The sequence below is a fragment of the Vibrio sp. HI00D65 genome (genome assembly GCF_001635455.1).
GTDB lineage: Bacteria > Pseudomonadota > Gammaproteobacteria > Enterobacterales > Vibrionaceae > Vibrio.
In genome coordinates this window covers 1-484 of the sequence record NZ_LWEH01000410.1, presented here as the reverse complement: position 1 = coordinate 484, position 484 = coordinate 1, and the positions used below count along the sequence as shown (strand labels likewise).

General features: G+C 47.7%; 1 pseudogene. It reads right to left on the bottom strand.

Going from position 1 to position 484, the window contains the following annotated elements:
- Positions 1-484 (bottom strand): annotated as a pseudogene (locus A3712_RS27970) (hypothetical protein); the annotation flags it as partial.

Sequence of the window (484 nt, the reverse complement as noted above, 5' to 3'; positions counted from 1 at the left end):
CGCCACACGTCTCTGCATTGCGTGAGTAGTATCGGTGCTTAATAATAAGCTCTATATCATCCAAACCTTCAAGGTCTACTATCTCACCATATCGGTCACCCAACTTCACGGACAACCTCCAACCTGAAGCCGCAACACTTCTCTCTTTAAAGGCATACGTTGGGTTCAAAAACGCCGACTGACTCTCTTCGTCTGTCATGATGTTGGCCTTCATTTGCTGACGATAGCTGTCTTTAGCAAAGAAGTTACCATTCGACACATCCCAGAAGCGCGTAGAGTACGACACCAACTCATCTTTGATGCCCGTCTCGCCATCGGTTAACGAGCCCGGTGGTGTACGACTGCGCATGTAGTTGTTACCACCGTACGTCAAGTAAGCTGGGGTCACCTCTTCACCAGAGATATCCATACTCACCTGCAAGTTAATAGCAATACCATCCAACTTATCTAAGTAAGTGCCCGCATCCACTAGACAGGTTAAGTC